The sequence below is a fragment of the Mesorhizobium sp. M0659 genome, assembly GCF_040320605.1.
Taxonomy (GTDB): domain Bacteria; phylum Pseudomonadota; class Alphaproteobacteria; order Rhizobiales; family Rhizobiaceae; genus Mesorhizobium.
In genome coordinates, this window is sequence record NZ_JAMYPY010000001.1 from 1 (window position 1) to 18,380 (window position 18,380).

General features: G+C 61.6%; 18 protein-coding genes. All 18 read right to left on the reverse strand.

From position 1 onward, the window contains the following. Positions 1–141 precede the first annotated feature (141 nt). Positions 142–444 carry a DUF6882 domain-containing protein gene (locus NKI31_RS00005; protein ID WP_352650344.1) on the reverse strand — a complete coding sequence of 101 codons (303 nt, stop codon included), beginning with the start codon at positions 442–444 and terminating at the stop codon, positions 142–144. 195 nt (positions 445–639) lie between these two features. Continuing rightward, positions 640–2,133: a glycerol kinase GlpK gene (gene glpK / locus NKI31_RS00010; RefSeq protein ID WP_352649939.1), complete on the reverse strand. Its 1,494-nt coding sequence runs from the start codon at positions 2,131–2,133 to the stop codon at positions 640–642. 89 nt (positions 2,134–2,222) lie between these two features. Then, the gene (locus NKI31_RS00015) at positions 2,223–3,950 is read right to left on the reverse strand and encodes an ABC transporter substrate-binding protein (RefSeq protein WP_023670978.1); all 1,728 of its coding nucleotides are present in this window, start codon (positions 3,948–3,950) and stop codon (positions 2,223–2,225) included. Between the two features lie 77 nt (positions 3,951–4,027). Next, positions 4,028–4,315, reverse strand: coding sequence for a DUF2160 domain-containing protein (locus tag NKI31_RS00020; RefSeq protein ID WP_023670977.1), 288 nt, complete (start codon positions 4,313–4,315; stop codon positions 4,028–4,030). Between the two features lie 67 nt (positions 4,316–4,382). Beyond that, positions 4,383–5,297 (reverse strand): carbohydrate ABC transporter permease, encoded by a 915-nt coding sequence (locus tag NKI31_RS00025; RefSeq protein ID WP_023670976.1) that lies wholly within the window; start codon positions 5,295–5,297, stop codon positions 4,383–4,385. A gap of 1 nt (position 5,298) precedes the next feature. Further along, positions 5,299–6,165 carry a carbohydrate ABC transporter permease gene (locus tag NKI31_RS00030; RefSeq protein WP_023670975.1) on the reverse strand — a complete coding sequence of 289 codons (867 nt, stop codon included), beginning with the start codon at positions 6,163–6,165 and terminating at the stop codon, positions 5,299–5,301. Continuing rightward, on the reverse strand, positions 6,166–7,257 hold the full coding sequence (locus NKI31_RS00035) for an ABC transporter ATP-binding protein (protein ID WP_023700777.1): 1,092 nt from the start codon (positions 7,255–7,257) through the stop codon (positions 6,166–6,168). A 10-nt stretch (positions 7,258–7,267) separates the two neighbouring features. Beyond that, positions 7,268–8,347 (reverse strand): ABC transporter ATP-binding protein, encoded by a 1,080-nt coding sequence (locus tag NKI31_RS00040; protein WP_023700778.1) that lies wholly within the window; start codon positions 8,345–8,347, stop codon positions 7,268–7,270. A 38-nt stretch (positions 8,348–8,385) separates the two neighbouring features. After that, positions 8,386–9,906 (reverse strand): glycerol-3-phosphate dehydrogenase, encoded by a 1,521-nt coding sequence (gene glpD / locus NKI31_RS00045; protein WP_352649942.1) that lies wholly within the window; start codon positions 9,904–9,906, stop codon positions 8,386–8,388. Between the two features lie 117 nt (positions 9,907–10,023). Further along, the gene (locus NKI31_RS00050; protein ID WP_023734329.1) at positions 10,024–10,791 is read right to left on the reverse strand and encodes a DeoR/GlpR family DNA-binding transcription regulator; all 768 of its coding nucleotides are present in this window, start codon (positions 10,789–10,791) and stop codon (positions 10,024–10,026) included. A 115-nt stretch (positions 10,792–10,906) separates the two neighbouring features. Continuing rightward, the gene (locus tag NKI31_RS00055) at positions 10,907–11,353 is read right to left on the reverse strand and encodes a hypothetical protein (protein ID WP_023693406.1); all 447 of its coding nucleotides are present in this window, start codon (positions 11,351–11,353) and stop codon (positions 10,907–10,909) included. Between the two features lie 14 nt (positions 11,354–11,367). Next, complete coding sequence (locus NKI31_RS00060; RefSeq protein ID WP_352649945.1) at positions 11,368–12,783, reverse strand: pyridoxal phosphate-dependent decarboxylase family protein; 1,416 nt, start codon at positions 12,781–12,783, stop codon at positions 11,368–11,370. Between the two features lie 88 nt (positions 12,784–12,871). Further along, positions 12,872–13,603 (reverse strand): proteasome-type protease, encoded by a 732-nt coding sequence (locus tag NKI31_RS00065; RefSeq protein WP_023684646.1) that lies wholly within the window; start codon positions 13,601–13,603, stop codon positions 12,872–12,874. Between the two features lie 32 nt (positions 13,604–13,635). Then, positions 13,636–14,430, reverse strand: a complete 795-nt coding sequence (locus tag NKI31_RS00070) for a transglutaminase family protein (RefSeq protein ID WP_023670966.1) — start codon at positions 14,428–14,430, stop codon at positions 13,636–13,638. A gap of 85 nt (positions 14,431–14,515) precedes the next feature. Next, positions 14,516–15,457, reverse strand: a complete 942-nt coding sequence (locus NKI31_RS00075) for an alpha-E domain-containing protein (RefSeq protein WP_023670965.1) — start codon at positions 15,455–15,457, stop codon at positions 14,516–14,518. Between the two features lie 131 nt (positions 15,458–15,588). Then, complete coding sequence (locus NKI31_RS00080) at positions 15,589–17,001, reverse strand: circularly permuted type 2 ATP-grasp protein (protein WP_023670964.1); 1,413 nt, start codon at positions 16,999–17,001, stop codon at positions 15,589–15,591. Between the two features lie 273 nt (positions 17,002–17,274). Beyond that, the gene (locus NKI31_RS00085) at positions 17,275–17,511 is read right to left on the reverse strand and encodes an Lrp/AsnC family transcriptional regulator (protein WP_023670963.1); all 237 of its coding nucleotides are present in this window, start codon (positions 17,509–17,511) and stop codon (positions 17,275–17,277) included. A gap of 68 nt (positions 17,512–17,579) precedes the next feature. Beyond that, positions 17,580–18,191 (reverse strand): DsbA family protein, encoded by a 612-nt coding sequence (locus NKI31_RS00090; protein ID WP_023730150.1) that lies wholly within the window; start codon positions 18,189–18,191, stop codon positions 17,580–17,582. Positions 18,192–18,380 lie beyond the last annotated feature (189 nt).

Here is an 18,380-nt window from a genome sequence, read left to right on the forward strand (position 1 = left end):
AAATCCCCCCCAAATCCCGCCCCGGGGCGCCAGGCAAATCCCCCATTTTCCGGTGAGTTGTAACAAGGTGTTGTTACCCCCCCCCCCCGCCGCCACCGGCGCGGGCCTTTCCGTAGGTTGCTTGGGTACGGGCGCGGCGGATTAGCTGGCCCAATTGACGCTCTTGAAGATCAGATACAGGGCTCCGCCTTCACCACGCGGAGAACGGTATGCACCGAGGCCGTTGCAGATTCGAACCGCAACTGCGGTCATCTTCCAGCCGAGCACTTCCAGGTCGTTGTTCAAATCTATCGCATAGGATTGAGCCAGCTCATCAATGGAATGCTCCTGTCCGAATGACCGAACCAGCTTTGCGTCGGCAAGCAGTTCGCCAGGCAGGTTTGAATTTGCCCAAGCCCAGAGCCAGTTGCTGGCCTTGGCACTCGTCGATCCGGCGATTTGGATTCGGCGACGACCTTGGTGATGCCGTTGTCCGAGAACAGAAGCTTTCCTTCCGTCAGATCATAGTCATAGCGAGGCCAACTGCCGAGTCGGAATGCCTGCTGCAAGCGTGCATTCTTTGCATCCAATTGTTCGACAGCCTCGTCGCGCCAGGCGACATACCAGTGTGGATTCATCCCCTTCCCCCGCCACGATTTACTACCGTACGCTCAGCGTCCGGCGCACCGCATCGCGCCAGCCGGCCAGTTTTGCCGAACGCACCGTGGCATCCATGTCCGGCTTGAAGCGGCGCTCGAGCGCCCAACTCCTGGCAAAATCCTTCGCCTTCGGCAACACACCCGCCTTCGAGCCGGCAAGCCACGCTGCGCCCAGCGCCGTGGTCTCCAAAATGGTCGGGCGATCGACCGGCGCATCGAGGATATCGGCCAGCCGCTGCATGGTCCAGTCGGAGGCCACCATGCCGCCGTCGACGCGAAGCACGGTTTTGGCCGACGCCCCCTTCCAGTCCTTGCGCATTGCGTCGAGGAGATCGCGCGTCTGGTAGGCGACGGATTCCAGCGCCGCGCGGGCGAACTCCGCCGGGCCTGAGTTGCGGGTCAGCCCGAAGATCGCGCCACGCGCCTCGGCGTCCCAATGCGGCGCGCCGAGACCGACGAAAGCCGGCACCAGATAGACGTTCTGCGTGGGGTCGGCGGTTGCCGCCAAAACGCCGCTATGCTCGGCCTTGCCAATCACCTTGATGCCGTCGCGCAGCCATTGCACGGCGGCACCCGCGATGAAGATCGAGCCTTCCAAGGCATAGGTAGTCTTGCCGTTCAGCCGATAGGCGATGGTGGTCAACAGCCGGTTCCTCGAGCGCACCAGATCGGCGCCGGTGTTGAGCAGCGCAAAGCAGCCGGTGCCATAGGTCGATTTCATCATGCCTGGCTCGAAACAGGCCTGGCCGATGGTCGCTGCGTGCTGATCGCCGGCCACGCCAAGGATTTTGATTTCGGCGCCAAACAGGCTTTTTTCCGTCACGCCGTAGTCGTCGGCGCAATCCTTGACCTCAGGCAGCATCGCCACCGGGATGCGCAGGATGGAGAGCAGCTCGTCGTCCCAGACATTTTTCTCGATGTTGTAGACCAGCGTGCGCGAGGCGTTGGTGGCATCCGTCGCATGCACCTTGCCGCCGGTCAGCCGCCAGATCAAAAAACTGTCGATGGTGCCGGCGAGCAGTTCGCCCTTTTCGGCTCGCTTTCTCGCACCGTTCACCTTGTCCAGCATCCAGGCGATCTTGGTGCCGGAGAAATAGGGATCGAGCAGCAGGCCGGTCTTCTTGGTGAACTTTTTCTCCAGGCCCTGTTTTTTCAGCTTCTGGCAGAGCGGCGCGGTGCGGCGGTCCTGCCAGACGATGGCATTGTGGATCGGCTTGCCAGTCGCCTTGTCCCAGATGACGACGGTTTCGCGCTGGTTGGTGATGCCGATCGCCGCCACATCCGAGGCCTCGCGGCCGGCGGCCTTCAGCGCGCCTTTGACCGTCGCGACGACGCTTGCCCAGATCTCTTCCGGATCATGCTCGACCCAGCCGGAGGCAGGATAATGCTGCGTGAATTCCTGCTGCTTGCTGCCGGCGACCTTCATCGCGCCGTCGAACAGGATCGCCCTGGTCGATGTCGTACCCTGGTCGATTGCAAGGATGTATCCGGTCATTAGTCCTCCCGGTAGCTCGCCTATACAAACAGGGGAGACGGCAAGATGCCGCCTCCCCGTTCACTATGATCCTGGCGCGTACGCCAAGATTACTTCTGCCAGCTCTTCACCAGTTCGTCGTAGTTGATGGTGATCGGCTTTTCCTTCTCGTTCTCGATCTTCAGCTGAGGCGCGAGATTGCCGTTCTTGACCGCGTCGGCGTTCCAGTAGGCGAGGTCATGCTCTTCGGCCATCTTCGGGCCGATATCGCCCTGGACGCCCGACTTCTCGATGCGGGTCATGACTTTTTCCTGCTCGGCGCAGAGCGAGTCCATGGCTTCCTGCGCCGTCTTGGCGCCGGACGAGGCATCGCCGATCGCCTGCCACCAGAGCTGTGCCAGCTTCGGATAATCGGGCACGTTGGTGCCGGTCGGCGACCACTGAACGCGGGCCGGCGAGCGGTAGAACTCGATCAGACCACCGAGCTTCGGCGCACGTTCGGTGAAGCTCTTGTCGTGGATCGTGCTTTCGCGGATGAAGGTCAAGCCGACATGGCTCTTCTTCACGTCGACCGTCTTCGAGGTCACGAACTGCGCGTAGAGCCAGGCGGCCTTGGCGCGGTCGGTCGGCGTCGACTTCATCAGCGTCCAGGAACCCACGTCCTGATAGCCGAGCTTCATGCCGTCCTTCCAGTAGACGCCATGCGGCGACGGGGCCATGCGCCACTTCGGCGTTCCGTCGTCGTTCAGCACCGCCTTGGCGCCGGCGTCGACCATCGAAGCGGTGAAGGCGGTGTACCAGAATATCTGCTGCGCGACCGCACCCTGTGCCGGCACCGGGCCGGATTCGGAGAAGGTCATGCCTTGGGCTTCGGCCGGAGCGTAGGCCTTCAGCCAGTCGAGGTATTTCTGGATCGAGTAGACGGCAGCCGGGCCGTTGGTGTCGCCGCCGCGCGCCGTGCAGGAGCCGACCGGCTGTGATTTCTCGTTGACCTTGATGCCCCATTCGTCGACCGGCAGGCCGTTCGGCAGGCCCTTGTCGCCGTTGCCGGCCATCGACAGCCAGGCATCGGTGAACCGCCAGCCGAGCGACGGGTCCTTCTTGCCGTAGTCCATGTGGCCATAGACCTTCTTGCCGTCGATCTCGCGGCCGGTGAAGAACTCGGCGATGTCCTCATAGGCCGACCAGTTGACGGGAACGCCGAGGTCGTAGCCGTATTTCGCCTTGAAGTCGGCCTTGTTCTTCTCGTCGTTGAACCAGTCGTAACGGAACCAGTAGAGGTTGGCGAACTGCTGGTCGGGCAGTTGATAGAGCTTCTTGTCCGGCGCGGTGGTGAAGGAGGTGCCGATAAAATCCTTCAGGTCGAGGTTGGGATTGGTAACGTCCTTGCCCTCGCCCGCCATCCAGTCGGTCAGGTTGCGGACCTGCTGGTAGCGCCAGTGGGTGCCGATCAGGTCGGAATCGTTGACCCAGCCGTCATAAAGGTTCTGGCCGGTCTGCATCTGGGTCTGGATCTTCTCGACGACGTCGCCTTCCTGGATGACGTCATGCGTGATCTTGATGCCGGTGATGGCGGTAAAGGCGGGCGCCAGCACCTGCGATTCATACTGGTGGGTGGCGATGGTTTCGGACACGACCTTGATGTCCATGCCGGCGAAAGGCTTCGCGGCATCGATGAACCACTGCATTTCTGCTTCCTGGCCGGCGCGGTCGAGCGTCGACAGCGGGCCGATTTCCTTGTCCAGAAACGCCTTGGCCTCATCCATTCCGGCGTAGGCGTTGCCTACCCCGAGCAACAGGACAAGGGCAGTTGTTGATGTTAAGAATTGCCGTCGCATAGGTTTCCTCCACATTTAGGTTTCAAGTGTGATCTGGAACGGCCGCCGGCACGCGGTCGCTCCAACAGTTTCCCCCTCTATACGTAGCGGAACACGCCGACGGCGTAGACCACGGAGAGAGCGAGAGCCCACCACAGGTTGGATCCGACAAGACCCAGCCAAGCGAGATGGATAAAGGCGCTGCCAAGCAGCGACAGAAAAAGACGGTCGCCGCGCGTCGTCTCGAAGCGCAGGATGCCGACGCGCGGATTGCCGCCCGGCGAGGCAAATTCCCAAAACGCCATGCCGCACAGCAGCAGAAGAATGGTGCCGAAGAACGCCGCCGTCGGCCACGTCCACGCCATCCAGGTGAGGTCGAGATTCATGGTGACACCCTCCCCAGGGCAAAGCCCTTGGCGGTGGTGGTGAGGATGAACCCGTGCGTTTGTTTCATCACACCCTCCCCAGGGCGAAGCCCTTGGCGATGTAGTTGCGGACAAACCAGATGACGAGCGCGCCGGGGATCAGCGTCAGCACGCCGGCGGCGGCAAGCAGGCCCCAGTCCATGCCGGCGGCCGAGACGGTGCGGGTCATGGTGGCGGCGATGGGCTTGGCATCGGTGGTCGTCAGCGTGCGAGCGATCAAAAGCTCGACCCATGAGAACATGAAGCAGAAGAAGCACGCGACACCGATGCCGCTGGCGATCAGCGGCATGAAAATCCTGACGAAGAAGCGCGGGAAGGAGTAGCCGTCGATATAGGCTGTTTCGTCGATCTCTTTGGGCACGCCCGACATGAAGCCTTCGAGGATCCACACCGCCAGCGGCACATTGAACAGGCAGTGCGCCAGCGCCACGGCGATGTGGGTGTCGATCAGGCCGAAAGCCGAATAGAGCTGGAAGAACGGCAGCGCGAACACTGCCGGCGGCGCCATGCGGTTGGTCAACAGCCAGAAGAACAGATGCTTGTCGCCGAGGAAGCGGTAACGCGAAAAGGCGTAGGCCGCCGGCAGCGCGGCGGCCACCGAGATCACCATGTTCATCACCACATAGGTGATCGAGTTGATGTAGCCCGAGTACCAGGAGGCGTCGGTAAAGATGGTGACGTAGTTGGCGATCGTAGGCTGATGCGGATAGAGCGTCAGCGAGGAGACGATCTCGGCATTGGTCTTGAAGCTCATGTTGATGAGCCAGTAGATCGGCAGCAGAAGCACGATGATGTAGATCGTCGGCACGATCCACCACCAGCGCGATTCCTCGCCGCGCTTGCGCATCAGCCGGGCGACCTGATCCTGCGAAAGCGTGCTCGCCAATTTTCCCGAAGCGGTGGTTTCGCTCACTCTGTCGGCTCTTTCGTTGGCGCCGCTCATCTCAGCGCTCCGCGTCGTAGTTGGTCATCACGGTGTAGAACACCCACGACAACAACAGGATGATCAGGAAGTAGACCAGCGACATGGCGGCCGCCGGACCGAGGTCGAACTGGCCGAGCGCGGTCTTGACGAGGTCGATCGACAGGAAGGTGGTCGAGTTGCCGGGGCCGCCGCCGGTGACGACGAAGGGCTCGGTGTAGATCATGAAGCTATCCATGAAGCGCAACAGCACGGCGATCAAAAGCACACGCTGCATCTTCGGCAGCTGGATATAACGGAACACCGCCCAGCGCGAGGCGCCGTCGATCTTGGCCGCCTGGTAGAAGGCATCCGGGATCGAAACCAGGCCGGCATAGCAGAGCAGCACGACAAGGCTGGTCCAGTGCCAGACGTCCATGATGATGATGGTGACCCAGGCGTCGAACGGATCCTGCACGTAATTGTAGTCGATGCCGAGCGCGTTGACGTAGTAGCCGAGCAGGCCGATGTCGTTGCGGCCGAAGACCTGCCAGATGGTGCCGACGACGTTCCACGGAATGAGCAGCGGCAACGACATAAGCACCAGGCAGACCGGCACGCCCCAACCCTTCTTCGGCATGTTGAGCGCGATGAAGATGCCGAGCGGCACTTCGATGGCCAGGATGATGAAGGAGAAGATCAGGTTGCGCACCATGGCTTCCCAGAAGCGGCTGGACGACAGCAGTTCCTCGAACCACTGGGTGCCTGCCCAGAAGAAGACGTTGTTGCCGAAGGTGTCCTGCACCGAATAGTTGACGACCGTCATCAGCGGAATGACGGCCGAGAACGCCACCAGCACCAGCACCGGCAGCACCAGGAACCAGGCCTTGTTGTTCCAGGTCTTTTCCATCTATGCCCCCATCTCGACACGCCCCATCTCAACCAGCCAGGAATCGGCATAGATGTTGATGCCGGCCGGATCGAAGCGAACCTTTGGGTCGGCCGGCACGCTCTCGTCCTCGCCGATGACGGCAGCGATCTCGCGGCCTTCGAGGCTGGCGCGCACCACCTTGTGGCGGCCGAGATCCTCGACCTTGCTTATTTTAACCGCCATGCCCTCGCGGCCGAGCCTGACATACTCGGGGCGGATGCCGAGTTCGATGGCGCCGGAGCTCCCAGCGGCGGTCTTTGGCGCGCCGGGCAACTCGATGCGCTGACTGCCAATGGTCGCAGTCTTGCCGTCGATCGCCACCGGCATGACGTTCATGCCGGGCGAGCCGATGAAGTAACCGACGAATGTGTGGCGCGGGCGCTCAAACAATTCAGCCGGCGTGCCGATCTGGACGATGCCGCCATCATACATGACGACGACCTGGTCGGCGAAGGTCAGCGCCTCGGTCTGGTCATGGGTGACATAGACCATGGTGTAGCCGAAGCGGCGGTGCAGTTGCTTCAACTGCGATCGCAGCACCCATTTCATGTGCGGATCGATAACCGTCAGCGGTTCGTCGAACAGGATGGCATTGACATCCGAGCGCACCAGGCCGCGGCCGAGCGAGATCTTCTGCTTCTGGTCGGCGGTCAGGCCCCTCGCCTTCTTCTTCGCCCACGACGCCAGGTCGATCATCTCCAGCGTCTCGCGCACCTTGCGGTCGACATCGGCCTCCGGCACGCCGCGATTGCGCAGCGGGAAGGCAAGATTGTCGTAAACGGTCATGGTGTCGTAGATGACCGGGAACTGGAACACCTGCGCGATGTTGCGCTCCTGCGTCGACAGATTGGTGACGTCCTTGCCGTTGAACAACAACTCACCGTGCGAGGGGTGCAGAAGTCCCGAAATGATGTTGAGCAGCGTGGTCTTGCCGCAACCCGAGGGCCCAAGCAGCGCATAGGCGCCGCCATCCTCGAATGTGTGGTGCACTTCCCGCAGCGCAAAATCGGCATCCTTCTGCGGATTGGGCAGGTAGGAGTGCCTGACATGGTTGACGTCGATGCGCGCCATCTCTTCCCCCTCAGGCCGCAAGCTTCGGCGCGGCGACGGCGCTGCCGTTGCTGTCGAAGACCATGATGTGGCGCGGATCGATAAACACCTCGATCTCGGCGTCCGGCTCGAAATCGCGGATGCCGTGGGCCAGCATGACCCAGCGCGCATCGGCAAAATCGAGGTGGATGAAGCTTTCCGAGCCGGTGATCTCGGTGATCGTCACCTTGGCGCGCACCGGCACCGCGGCAGCGTTGGGCCGCTCCAGCGACAGATGATGCGGCTGAAAGCCGATCGTGTAATTGGCGTCGGCAATGCCGGCGAGTTCGGCCGGCACCGGCAGCTTGACGCCGCCCTCGAGCAGGAAATCCGGGCCCTTCTTGGCCAGCACGATGGTGTTGAGCGGCGGATCGGCAAAGGTTTTCGCCGTCACCAGGTCGATCGGCTTGCGGAAGACGTCGATGGTCGGCCCGAATTGGGTGATCCGCCCCTCGGACAGCGTCGCCGTATTGCCGCCGAGCAGCAAGGCTTCATGCGGCTCAGTCGTGGCGTAGACGAAAATGGTGCCGGCGGCGGCAAATATCTTGGGCAGTTCGGCGCGCAGCTCCTCGCGCAATTTGTAGTCGAGATTGGCGAGCGGCTCGTCGAGCAGCACCAGGCTGGCATTCTTGACGATGGCGCGGGCCAGCGCCGTACGCTGCTGCTGTCCGCCGGACAGGCTGAGCGGCGTGCGGTCGAGATAGGGTGTGAGCTTCAGAAGCCCTGCCGCGTTGCGGACTTCCTTGTCGATCTTGGCCTGGTCGGTGCCGGCGACGCGCAACGGCGAGGCGATGTTCTCGTAGACGGTCATCGCGGGGTAGTTGATGAACTGCTGATAGACCATGGCGATCTTGCGCTGCTGCACCGGCATGCCGGTGACATTCTGGCCGTCGAACCAGACTGAACCGGTGGTCGGCACGTCGAGCCCGGCCATCAGCCGCATCAGACTTGTCTTGCCCGACAGTGTCGGCCCGAGCAAAACGTTGAGCGAGCCGTGCTGAAGCGTCAGCGACACGTCGCGGATATGCTCCACCGCGCCGACCATCTTCGTCACGTTTCTCAGTTCCAGCATGATGCCTCCTCCCAGGCTTTGTGCATCAATCGCCTTCCCTATTCCGCTGCCGCGACATGGCGCCGGCTGATGCCGCGCATGAATTCGTCAAGCGCCGAGGCCTGTTCGCGGCTGAGATGCAGACCGCGCTTGGTGCGACGCCACAATACATCTTCGGCGGTCAGCGCCCATTCATTTTCGCTGAGGTAGCGTACCTCGGCCTCATAGAGATCGGCGCCGAAATTGCGGCCGAGATCGGCGTTCGACTTGGCAAGGCCGAGCAGCACTTGCGCGCGCGTGCCGTAAAGCCTGGTCAACCGACGCGCCAGGCGCTGGTCGAGGAAAGGATAGGCGCTCTTCAGCTTCGCCACCTGGACGTCGAAACCGGTGGCCGGGAAATCGCCGCCCGGCAAGGGCGCGTTCGCCGTCCACGGCTTGCCGCGCTTGCCGAGAAAACCTTCGATCTTTTCCAGCATCGATTCCGACAGCCGGCGGTAGGTGGTGATCTTGCCGCCGAAAGCGTTGACGATCGGCGCCTTGCCCCCGCCGCCATCGGCTTTCAACACATAGTCGCGGGTCGCTTCCTGCGCCTTCGAAGCGCCGTCGTCGTAGAGCGGGCGCACGGCCGAATAGGTCCAGACGATGTCGGGGCGCGTCACGGCTTCAGCAAAATATTCGCTCGCCGCCGCGCAGAGATAGTCGATCTCGGTGTCGCTGATCTTCACGTCATGCGGATCGCCGGGATAGTCGCGATCGGTGGTGCCGATCAGCGTAAATTCTTCCTCGTAAGGGATGGCGAAGATGATGCGCCCGTCCTTGTTCTGGAAGAAGTAGGCGCGCGGATCATCGAATTTCTTTTTGATGACGATATGACTGCCCTGCACCAGGCGCACATTGTGCACGTCGTTCTGGCCCACGGTGGTCGACAGGACGTGGTCGACCCATGGACCGGCGGCATTGACCAGCAGCCGGGCCTTGACCTCGTCGGCATCTCCCGTCCGCACGTCTTCCACGCGGATCGCCCATAGATCGCCTTCGCGCCGCGCCCCGACGACTTTCGTGCGGGTGCGGATGGTGGCGCCGCGGTCGGCGGCGTCACGCGCGTTCAACACCACCAGCCGGGCATCGTTGACCCAGCCGTCCGAGTACTCGAAGGCCTTGTGAAACAGCGGCTTCAGCGGCTTGCCCGCCGGATCCTTGGACATGTCCAGTGTCCGGGTCGCCGGCAGCAATTTGCGGCCACCAATATGATCGTAGAGGAACAGGCCGAGCCGGATCAGCCAGGCCGGGCGCAGGCCCTTGGCATAGGGCAGCACGAAGCGCATCGGCCAGATGATGTGCGGCGCGTTCTTCCACAGAACCTCGCGCTCCATCAGCGCCTCGCGCACAAGCCGGAACTCGTAGAATTCGAGGTAGCGCAGGCCACCATGGATCAGCTTGGTCGAACCGGAGGAGGTTCCGCTGGCGAGGTCGTTCATCTCGGCGAGAAATACCGAAAAGCCCCGCCCAACGGCGTCGCGGGCGATGCCGCAGCCATTGATGCCGCCACCGATGACGAAGATGTCACGGACTGCGTCCACAAATCCCTCCCGCGATTTCGCATTGCAGCATTTTTGAGTTGTTACGAAACCGTATCGGGATTATTTCGAAATAAGAACGAATGTCAAACGAAATGTAACGGGACCGTGATCGATAGCCTAGCCGAGCGACGTTTCGATCAATTGAACCTCCGCTTCCTCGCAGATCTTACGCACCGACGGGATGTCGCAACGGTCGGTGATGAAGGTGTTGACTTGCGAGAGATGGCCGATGCGAACCGGCGCGGTGCGTTCGAACTTGGTCTGGTCGGAGACCAGGATGACATGCCTGGCATTGGCGATAATGGCTTGCGCCACTTTCACTTCGCGAAAGTCGAAATCGAGCAACGCGCCGTCATGGTCGATGGCCGAGGCGCCGATCACTGCATAGTCGACCTTGAACTGCCTGATGAAATCGACCGCGGCCTCGCCGACAACGCCGCCGTCGGAGCCACGCACGACGCCGCCGGCGATTACCACCTCGATCGAAGGATAGATGCGCATCCTGTTGGCAACATTGATATTATTGGTGATGACCATCAGCCCGGTATGGTCGAGCAGCGCCTTGCTGACCGACTCGGTCGTGGTGCCGATGTTGATGAACAGGGAGGCGTTGTCGGGTATCAGCCTGGCCGCCGCGCGGCCGATGGCCTCCTTCTCGTCGGCGGCAATCTTGCGGCGCGCCTCATACTCCATGTTCTCGATGCCGGACGGGAACAGGGCCCCGCCATGGATGCGCGTCAGCAGCCGCTGGTCGCAGAGATCGTTGAGGTCCTTGCGGATGGTCTGTGGCGTCACGTTGAAATGCGTGGCGAGGCCATCGACCAGCACACGGCCATGGTCCTTCGCCATCTGGATGATCTCGGCATGGCGCGGCGACAAATACACTGAGAACCTCCCGTTTTCGTTTTTCTTGTTTGTAGCTGAAAACGAAAGCAATGAAAAGGGAGACGCCGGCTAATGAAATATCGATGATTGCAAAGGCGAACCGGGCAGATACGGCTCAGACCCGCTCCGCCACCTTGCGGGTGACAGCCGCGACTTTACCTGGCGAGCGGATCATCAGGAAATTGCCGGACCAGTATCCCGGGATTCGCCAAGTGCCTTTGATCTCGGTTGCATCACCGTTGATGATGCCGCTGTAGTGAATCGGGTGCGCCTTCAATTCGGCCTTGTCGTATGTCTTGGTAAAGGAGACGGCGTTGCCCTCTCGCTGCCCCTGCAGGCTTGCGTATCTTGCCGTGCTGGTCGCCGCCGGTTCGTGGGTCATCCCCGTCAAGCTGGTTGCCGTCTCGATCAGCGTTGCAACGAAGGAAACCGGCGGCAGTTCGCGCGGATAGAAATAGCGCCCGCTCCAGACGCCCGTCAGATTCTGGCTAACCCCTTCGGCCCTTCCGGCCATATGCTTGCTCGCAAGTCCTTGCTGGCTTGCCCCGGCGGCGGCAACCACCCGGGCAATCCCTGTCAGTCCTTCGGGGATCTTGCACACTCGCAGATGACAGTGAAGGCGGTATCGACATCGGCCGCGGTTGTCTCGAACTGGCCTGCCTGGAAGCGGATGGCGACCCGGCCATCGACACGCGTCTGCGTCAGGTAGATACGGCCGTCATTGTTGATGGCGTCGACCAGACGCAAATTGTGCTCGTCGGAGTCAACGCCGGATGCGGCGCGATGCCGGAACGAGAACAGCGACAGCATCGGCTGGCTGGCGAGCTCGAAATCCTCCTCCTCGGCCAGGCGCGCTGCTATGCCTTCGCTCCAGGCGACGTGATTGCGGATCATGGTGCGCAGCGCCTCGAGGCCATGGGCGCGCAGCAGGAACCACAGCTTCAGCGCCCGGAAGCGACGGCCGAGAGGCACCGACCATTCGGAGTAGTTGATGATGCCGTCATGGCCGCGAGTTTTCAGATAGTCCGGCTTGATCGCCAGTGTGCGCACGAGATCCTCCGGCTGGCGGACGAACTGGATCGAGCAGTCGAATTGCGCGCCCAGCCATTTGTGCGGGTTGAAGACGATCGAGTCCGCGCCCTCGACACCGGTCCAGAAATGCCGGTATTCCGGACAGATCATCGCCGATCCGGCCCAGGCGGCGTCGATATGCAGATAGAGCCCCTGGCGTTTGGCCACCGCGGCCACTTCAGCGATGTCGTCGGTGCCGCCGGTGCTGGTGCCGCCGACGCACGCGATGATGCCGGCCGGCAATAGGCCGGCGGCGCGGTCGGCAACAATCGCCGCTTCCAAAGCCGCGGTATCCATGGCGCGGTAGGTGCCAGCGACGGGAATGCGGACGAGGTTTTCCTCGCCAATGCCGGCGACCCAGATGGCGCGGTCGATCGAGGTGTGCACCTGGTCGGAGGAATAGACGCGCAGCCTGCCCTGCCCGGAAAGACCCTTCTTGTTGCCCTGCCAGTCGAGCGTGCGCTCGCGCATGGTCAGTACGGCGGCCAGCGTCGCCGATGATGCGGAGTCCTGGACGACGCCGGAAAAGCCTTCGGGCAGGCCGAGCGCCTGGCGCATCCAGTCGACGATGCGCGTCTCAAGCTCTGTCGCCGCCGGCGAAGTCTGCCACAGCATGCACTGCGCGGCCATCGCAGAGACCAGATATTCGGCCACCACCGAGACGGGTGCTGCATTGGCCGGGAAATAAGCAAAGAAACGCGGATGCTGCCAATGCGTCATGCCGGGCACGATCTTGGCTTCGAAATCGGCGAAGATCGTCTCCATCGATTCCGCGGCCTCCGGCGGAGAAGCTTCGATGCTCCTGAAGATCTCGCCCGGCGCTATGGCAGGTCGCACGGGCCGATCGCGAAGGCCGGCGCGGTAATCAGCGCCCCAGTCGGCGGCGCGCCTCGACCAGTCGCGGAATTGCTCGTTGTCCATGGATCCTCCCGACACGCCGATCAGCCAGCCGTTTGAATTTTGATTAACATGTTAAATAGAGACAGGCAACCGCGACGAAGGTCCCGCGCTACCCCGGAAAATCCGGCAGGCTGGCAAAGGCCGTCTTCAACGCGTTCGACCAGCCTTCGGAAATAGCACGATAATATCGATCGTCCTGGCCGATGCGCTTTTTCAAACCCACCGTGAACGTGTCCTCCTCCAGGAACAGCAGGTCGAGAGGCAGGCCGACGGACAGGTTCGATTTCAGCGTCGAATCGAACGATACCAGCAAGAGCTTGACCGTTTCAGCCAGGCTCATCGTCCTTTCATAGGCACGGATGATGATCGGCTTGCCGTATTTGGTCTCGCCGATCTGGAAGAACGGCGTGTCGTCGGTCGATTCAATGAAATTGCCCTCGGGATAGATCATGAACAGCCGTGGCGGGCTGCCCTTGATCTGGCCGCCGAGGATGAAGGAGGCGTTGAAATAGGAATCCGCCTTTTCGCCGGCAGGCGACGAGCTGGCGATGACTTCCTTGACGGTGTCGCCGACCAGCCGCACCGTCTGGTACATGGATGGGGTCTCGAGCAGCGTCGCGTGGCGTTCCGCCACCGCCTTGGTGCGCTCGTCGAGCAGGCTGACCACGGCCTGCGTCGTAGCCAGATTGCCGGCCGACATCAGTACGATGACGCGCTCGCCTGGCTCTTCCCAGACATGCATCTTCTTGAAAGTGGAGATCGAATCCATCCCTGCATTGGTGCGCGTGTCCGACATGAACACGAGCCCACGATCGATCTTGAGGCCGACGCAATAAGTCATGGAATCTCTTCAGGCAGCAATCTTGCCGGAGACTACTGCTCTACCGTGACGGTGACTGCAAGCTGTTCCTCCGCCTGTCCCAGTCGAATTCCCGACACCGGCGAGGCGTCGCGATAATCACGGCCGGTGGCTACCCTGACATAGCGTTCATCGGGGGAAATGCCGTTGGCGGCGTCGAAGGCGACCCAGCCGAGACCCTGAACATGGGCTTCGGCCCAGGCATGGCTTGCCGCCTGCTCGATGGCCGCATCCATCATCAGATAGCCACTGACATAGCGGGCCGGAAAACCCATGACGCGGGCTGCGGTGACAAAGATGTGGCTGTGATCCTGGCAAACGCCGGTCTTCAGCGCCAATGCCTCTTCCGCCGGGGTCGTCACGCTGGTGGTGCCCGGCGTGTAGGCGACGCGCTCGACGATCAGCGCCATCAGCCGATGCAGCCTTTCGATGTCGGTACCTTTGCCGACCGCCGCGGCAAGCTCGCTTATGCCCTCGCCGGGGATGGTCAAAGCTGTCTCCTGGCTGAACAGCCACAGTGGCGCAAAGCCGTGATGCGGACCCGAGACGCCCGCTGTGTCGCGGGTGACAACCTCGCCGGAGGCCTCGACGGTGATGAAGTCGCGCTCGCCCTCGACGCTCAACAGCCTGTTATCGTTGCCGAAATGGTCGTTAAAGCGGACTTCCTCGCGCGCGCCCTCGATCTTCAGCGCCCAGGACAGCACGGTCTGCGTCGGGCCACTGACCGGTAACAGGCGTAGCCGCTGCAACAGATAGTGCACCGGCGCGTCGTAGCGGTATTCGGTACGGTGGGTGATCTTGAGCCGCATGCCTATTTTCCGTTTGTAAGCATGATCTTATCCGAAAACCGGGTCTCACTTGTCGCTAGCGCGGTCCTCCGGTTCGCGATCATGCTCAATTGAACCGGTAATCTTGTGCGATCTCTTCGCCAAGCTTGGTGTTGTCTTGAATGAACCTGGCCAGGAATTCGTGCAGGCCGGTGTCGAATATGTCCTTGATCGACCCTGCCTGCAGCATCGCCTGTGTCCTGTCGACGGTGGCGTGGCAGGCATGACGGTCGCCATAATCGTCGCCGAGGAACTTCAGATGCTCGGCGAGAAAACGATAACAGAAGGTCAGCGAGCGCGGCATGCGCACATTGAGGATCAGATAGTCGGCAATGTTGGTCGGTTTGTAGTCGGCCTCATAGACCCAGCGATAGGAACGGTGCGCCGACACCGAGCGCAGGATCGATTCCCACTGGTAGTTGTCGAGGCTCGAGCCGACCCAGGAGATCGACGGCAGCAGCACGTAGTATTTCACGTCGAGGATGCGTGCCGTGTTGTCGGCCCGCTCGACATAGGTGCCGAGCTGCGAGAAGTCGAAGATCTCGTTGCGCAGCATCGTGCCGTAGAACGAGCCGCGGATCAGCGCCGTCTCGCGCTTGATGGCGTCGAGCACACTCGGCAGGTCGCGCTCGTCGATCGGCTTTGCCAGCATGCGCTTCAGGGCCATCCAGGCTTCGTTGATGCTCTCCCACGTCTCGCGCGTCAGCGCGGTGCGCACCATGCGGGCATTGTTGCGAGCGGTCTCGATCGCCGACATCGTGCTCGACGGGTTCGAGGTGTCGCGCAGCAGGAAGTCGGCGACGTTGGCGGCGGTATAGTCCTTGTATTTCTGCGTGAAGGTGACGTCGGAGCCGGCGCTGAGCAGCACCGAATTCCACTCTTCCGACGCGCTCTGGGTGCGGGTCAGAGCCATGCGAAGGCCGGCATCGACCAGACGCGCCATGTTTTCCGCCCGCTCGATATAGCGGTTCATCCAGTAGAGCCCGTTGGCGGTGCGGCCGAGAAGCATGTGAAGTGGCCTTCGGGCTAGTGAGTAGGGAATAGTGAGTAGGGATTAGTAAGCATTTGAATCTCTGTGGAATATGGCATTTCTTGTCCCTCTACTGCCTACTGCCTACTGCCTACTGCCCTATTCCCTACCTAATCGTCCAACACCCACGTATCCTTCGTGCCGCCGCCTTGCGAGGAATTCACGACCAACGACCCCTCCTTCAGCGCCACCCGCGTCAAGCCGCCGGGAACGATCTGGATTCGGTCGGAGACCAGAACATAGGGCCTGAGATCGACATGGCGCGGCGACAGGCCTTTTTCGGTCAGGATCGGGCAAGTCGACAGCGCCAGCGTCGGCTGGGCGATGTAGTTGGAGGGCTTCGCCTGCAGCTTCTTGGCGAAATCCTGGCATTCCTTCTTGGTCGCAGCCGGGCCGACCAGCATGCCGTAGCCGCCGGAGCCGTGCACTTCCTTGATGACCAGCTCATGGATGTGTTCGAGCACGTATTTCAGGCTGTCGGGCTCCGAGCAGCGCCAGGTCGGGATGTTGCCGAGGATGGCCTTGCGGCCGGTGTAGAACTCGACGATGTCGGGCATGTAGGAATAAATCGCCTTGTCGTCGGCGATGCCGGTTCCCGGCGCGTTGGCGATGGTGATGTTGCCGGCGCGGTAGACGTCCATAATGCCGGGCACGCCAAGGGCCGAGTCCGGCCGGAAGGTCAGCGGATCGAGGAAGGAATCGTCGACGCGCCGGTAAAGCACGTCGATCTGCTTGTAGCCTTCGGTCGTGCGCATGGCGACGTGGCCGTCTACAACGCGCAGATCCTGGCCTTCGACCAGTTGCACGCCCATCTGGTCGGCGAGGAAGGCATGTTCGAAATAGGCGGAGTTGAAGCTGCCCGGCGTCAGCACGGCAATGGTCGGTGCGCCCTTGGTGCTTTGCGGCCGCACTGCCGCCAGCGACTGGCGCAGCAATTGCGGATAATTCTCCACCGGCCGCACCTTGATCTGCTGGAACAGCTCGGGAAAGAGCTGCATCATCGTCTCGCGGTTCTCCAGCATGTAGGAGACCCCCGACGGCGTGCGCGCATTGTCCTCCAGCACGTAGAACTCGTTCTCCGAGATGCGGACGATATCGACGCCGATAATGTGGGTGTAGACGCCGGCCGGTGGCCGCACTCCGATCATTTCCGGCAGGAACGCCTCGTTCCTGGCGATCAGCTCCCTCGGCACGCGGCCGGCGCGCAGGATTTCCTGGCGGTGGTAAATGTCGTCGAGGAAAGCGTTCAGCGCCTGCACGCGCTGCTCGATGCCTTGCGTCAGCCTTCGCCATTCATTGCCGGAGATGATGCGCGGCACGATGTCGAAGGGGATCAGCCGCTCGGAGGCTTCCTGCTCGCCATAGACGGCGAAGGTAATGCCGGTCTTGCGGAAGACGCGCTCGGCGTCCTGCATCTTTTCGGTAAGCCTGGCCGGGTCCTGCTCCTTCAGCCAGCGGTCGTAAGCCGTATACGGTTGTCTAAGCCCGGAAACTTCCGGAAGCATTTCATCGAACGCTGCCAATCGCATACTCCCCTGTGACGCCATTTCACTGGCGTCGCGGGAGAAAATCAAGCGCAATCGGTGATTTGGAGGATATCGGCGATCAGTATGTTCCGACTGCCCAAAATTCGGGCAGTCGGAACAGGACCTTAATCAGGCTCTGCCTTGTCGCCGGGCAAGTGCCTGATGCGGCCATAGCAGTTCACCGTTTCATGGAAACGGCGACCTGCCATGGCTTTTTGCTTTGCCGCAATTCCGGACGGAAAACCGCTTCACACTTTTCCTGGAATTGCTTTAGAATGCGCGGAAAGTGACGACCGTGAAGGTGTCCTTGATTCCGGGAATAATCTGCACCTTCTCGTTGACGAAGTGGCCGACATCTTCCTCGTCGTCGACGTAGAATTTGGCAAGCAGGTCGTAATTGCCGGCGGTCGAGTAGATTTCCGAGGCGATTTCGGCATCGGCGAGCGCGCTGGCGACCTCATAGGACTTGCCCAGATCGCACTTTATCTGCATGAAAAACGTCTTCATTGCCGGTCCCGATCAAGCTTCAGCACACAAGCGGCCCTTGTGGCAGACTGCCGCCCGGCTTTCAAGCATCAGGCCGAGCGCGCCTTGGCGACGGCTTGTCTCAGTTCGGACACCGGCATGCCGCGCCGATACAAGTTGCCGCCGATGACCAGGGCTGGCGTGCCGCGCAGCTTGAAAGCCGTCGCCTGGGCTTCGGTGCGGACAAGGGCAGCGTCGATGTCGGGTTCACGGATGGCGAGGTCGGCACGCACCATCGCCACATCGACACCGACGGAAGAAAGGATGTCGTTGGTGCGGCGTTCCGAAAGGCCGCGCTGGTTGGTCATCAGCGCATCGACCGCCGCGGCATATTGTTCGCCGCTCAGCAGCGTCACCCGCGCCGCGTCGCGCGACACGTCGCCGAAGATCGGCCAGTCCTTCATCACAAGCCGAATGCCGCTGTCCTCTTCCATCAACTTCTTCAGCTCGACGAAAACGAGTTTGCAGATCGGGCACTGATAGTCGACGAATTCGGCGATGGTGACATCGCCATCGGGGTTGCCGAGCGCTGGAATGGCGGGGTCGAAGGCGACTTCCGTGACGGTCGGCCCAGTGCTTGCCCAGGCGGGCAAGGGAGCCAAAACTGCGAGGCTTGCCGCGCCCTTCAGCAAAAGGCGCCGGTCGATCGGCTGCTTGAACATGGTCGTCCCCTGGTTGCGCGAACGGGTCCCCACCCGTCCCTACGATGCGCGCCCCGCGTTAAAGGAGGCTTAAGCATGATCTTGTGGCACTTGCGTGGCAAATATTGCGGTTGCTGAAACCGTGAGGCTCCGCCAAGCGTATGGTATGATGCGTCCTGGGACAGGTTTTGTTGAGGACAATGGAGACAG